The following is a 3,018-nucleotide window of genomic DNA, read 5'->3' on the forward strand; positions in this document are numbered from 1 at the left end:
AATACGAATGTGTTAGGTAATATTTATATAAGGGAGCTAAATATTAATTAAAATAAACCGCACTAAAAGTAGCAAGTGTATTACCGCGACTGTTTTTAAGTTTTAGTGATTCACCTGTTATTTCCCACTTTGAAGTTTTGCTAAGTACGTCAGACATAGCCGCTTCTTGGCTCATATTATCCGAGCACATCTTTTTTGTACTTGCTAGCTGACTAAGTGTAATTGTTTGCTGCTCGGTACTATAGCTTCCGCTAAAATTATTACAGCCTAAAAAGCCATTAACGCGGTGGTCTTTATTGAACTGAATGAATGGTTCTTTAGTTGTAACATTCACAGTTTGAGCATTTATTGTTATTGCTTTCCAGTAAGTATTTGTGATTGTTACATCGGGTTTTTGAGTCGACACTTTTGAAAGCTCAATTTTATAGGGGGTAGTTAACTGTGATTCTGCAAACGGGTCATGATTTGTTGTACTTGTGTAAAGCACTTTGTCTTTATTTATAATTCTGGCGCTTAGGCTATAGCGATGTTTATCGCTAATTTTGCTGGCATCATAAATTAGCTCAACGGTAAATGGCGGGGCTTGGGTTACATCAATCACTTCTTGTGTGATTATATCGGCTTTTACATCCATTTTAGATACATTGGAAAGCGTAACTATTAATTGCGAGCCAGGGCGAAGCATACTGCGATCTTTGTAGCTAGCTTGGATAGTAAGGCTGGTTATTGCTTCTGCAATTTCTGTGTTTTCAGTCGATTTAGTTTGCTCACCGCAGCCAGTTACTGCAAAAGCGCTAAGCGCCAATAAGCCAATCCCTGCAACTGCTTTTTTACGCGAAGATACTGCTTGATGCTTTTCCATGTTGGTTATCCTTACTCAATATTATGTCCTTAGTGTATTACCTAGTTACTTAATCATTCCTTAACTTATTTTAAACATAAAAAAAGGCGCATTAGCGCCTTTAATAATTAAAAACAAACGATTATTTTTTAACAAACTTAGTTAAAATAACAATGCGCTGGCCGTCAACTCGCCCTTCAATATGTTCAGGGTTGCTGGTTAGGCCAATATTACGAACAGCTGTTCCACGTTTAGCGGTAAGGCTACTGCCTTTAACGTCTAAGTCTTTAATTAGGGTAACAGTATCGCCTGCTTGAAGAACTACACCGTTGCTATCTACATGCTTTAAATCGTCATCTTCGGCAAGTGCTTTTTTAGCCCAGGTTAGCGTGTCTTCTTCAAGGTAAATCATGTCTAGCGCATCTTGTGCCCAGCTATTATCAGGCGCTAAACGCGAAAGCATTCTGTAAGCTACAACTTGTACTGCAGGAGTTTGGCTCCACATGCTATCGTTTAAACAGTGCCAATGTGTAGGCGTTATTTCGCTGTTATTCTCGATTTGATCTTTACATGTTTGACACGTGTAAATACATTTATCTGAGTGGGTTTCAGTTACCGGTGGTACTTCATAAACAGATAAGTTCTCGGTGGCTGCACACAATTCACATTGATTATTACTACGTTCGATTAAGGCTTTTTCAATACTCATGGGGCTCTTTCTGATTCTGGTCGAGTTAACATTTGCTGCTATTATACTCCAAAACACGAGCTCTGCGCCATTAGTCCCTTAATTTTGTGTGGGTATATTACTCATATACTTATCTTCAATACTTTTTATATATCCTTGAGCATGAAGGTTTTTAATTGCTAGGTTTATTTGGGGCAATAATTCTTTATGTTTGCTTAATAAACGAATTCTTAAAAAACCATGGGAATGCTGTGCGCCAAAGGCAATGTTTATCTCTAATTGCTTTGCCCAATAGAGCGCAGTTAACTTACCTACTAGTGCAGCTTCTACACGGTTTCTTGAGAGAGCGGTCATAAGTTCTTTCTCGGATGGAAAGTCAACGCGCTCAAAGGTGTTGTCATTAAAGTAATAGTAACCTAGTACTGTTCCTATATATTTGCCCTTTAAGCTATCGGCGCTTTGCCAGTTCTGGGCATTTTGAGGCAAGGTAACAATCATTTCTGTGGCATAAATAAGGGGCTCTGAAAAAACATAGCGAGAGTCATTTCTCTCATCCTTTGGGAGCCATTCTAATGAAATAACATCAAAATCGATTATTTCATCTTGTAAATATTTGGTAATACGCTTTGTGGGTAGGTCGATATGAGAAGCTGCAATATTTGCATCATCGAGTGCTTTTTCAATAATTTCGGGTAATACACCAGGCTTTTCTGGATCATTTGTATAATATGGATAATGACTACCTGACGCGCTAACATTGTATTTGAGGGGAGTAGGGTTAATGCTGGCATAGCTAAAAAATACAAATAGCAGAAGGCTCAGTACTAATAACCGAATAAAGTTAGCCAAATCTCTACCTTTTATATTAATATTTTTATATTAGTGTTGTGTAATTTTAACATTTTTGCAATGACGACTATGTTTATCTTATGCGAGTTGCATTAAAGTACACATATTATTGGCTGTTTTGCCATCTCTTATTTATAGGTTTAGAGCCAAGTGAAATTAAATAACATACCTGATGAGGTACAAAAAATAACTCAGTTTGTCGCGCGGCAACCTATTTTTGATATAGACCAGAATGTTTTCTCGTACGAACTGCTTTATCGAGACTCAGCCAACAATGCGTTTCCTGTGGGCACTTCTGATGTGCATGCGACAAGCCGCCTGTTTTTTAATGCATTAATGTTGGTAGGTTTAGATAGACTTACCGCGCATCATTTAGCTTTTATAAACTTGTCATCAGAAACTATTCTCGATAACTTTCCCAAACTTTTATTGCCAGAAAATAGTGTTATTGAAATAGTAGAGCGCACGGGCAATATTCCTGCGGTTGCTGAGCGTGTGCAAGAACTTAAAAAAGAAGGGTATGTTTTTGCACTTGATGATTACGATGGCGATCCAAAATGGGAGCCACTATTAGCACATGTTGATTACATAAAAATTGAGATAGATGATCCGGTTATTAAAACCAATATGCGCATTAAAA

Annotated in this window: 3 protein-coding genes and 1 pseudogene; 1 reads left to right on the plus strand and 3 read right to left on the minus strand. The window is 37.6% G+C overall.

The features are described 5' to 3' along the window. Positions 1-43: 43 nt before the first annotated feature. From GQR46_RS18210 to GQR46_RS18220, 3 genes are all read right to left on the minus strand, one after another. Positions 44-862 carry an META domain-containing protein gene (locus tag GQR46_RS18210; RefSeq protein WP_165741911.1) on the minus strand — a complete coding sequence of 273 codons (819 nt, stop codon included), beginning with the start codon at positions 860-862 and terminating at the stop codon, positions 44-46. A 121-nt stretch (positions 863-983) separates the two neighbouring features. Further along, positions 984-1,550, minus strand: a complete 567-nt coding sequence (locus GQR46_RS18215; protein WP_165741914.1) for an alkylphosphonate utilization protein — start codon at positions 1,548-1,550, stop codon at positions 984-986. Between the two features lie 78 nt (positions 1,551-1,628). Next, complete coding sequence (locus tag GQR46_RS18220) at positions 1,629-2,378, minus strand: transporter substrate-binding domain-containing protein (protein WP_165741917.1); 750 nt, start codon at positions 2,376-2,378, stop codon at positions 1,629-1,631. A 150-nt stretch (positions 2,379-2,528) separates the two neighbouring features. Here GQR46_RS18220 and GQR46_RS18225 point away from each other — a divergent pair. Next, positions 2,529-3,018 (plus strand): annotated as a pseudogene (locus tag GQR46_RS18225) (diguanylate phosphodiesterase); the annotation flags it as partial.

Origin of the sequence: Pseudoalteromonas sp. Z1A6, assembly GCF_011378745.1 — a bacterium.
In the GTDB taxonomy this organism is placed as follows: domain Bacteria; phylum Pseudomonadota; class Gammaproteobacteria; order Enterobacterales; family Alteromonadaceae; genus Pseudoalteromonas; species Pseudoalteromonas arctica.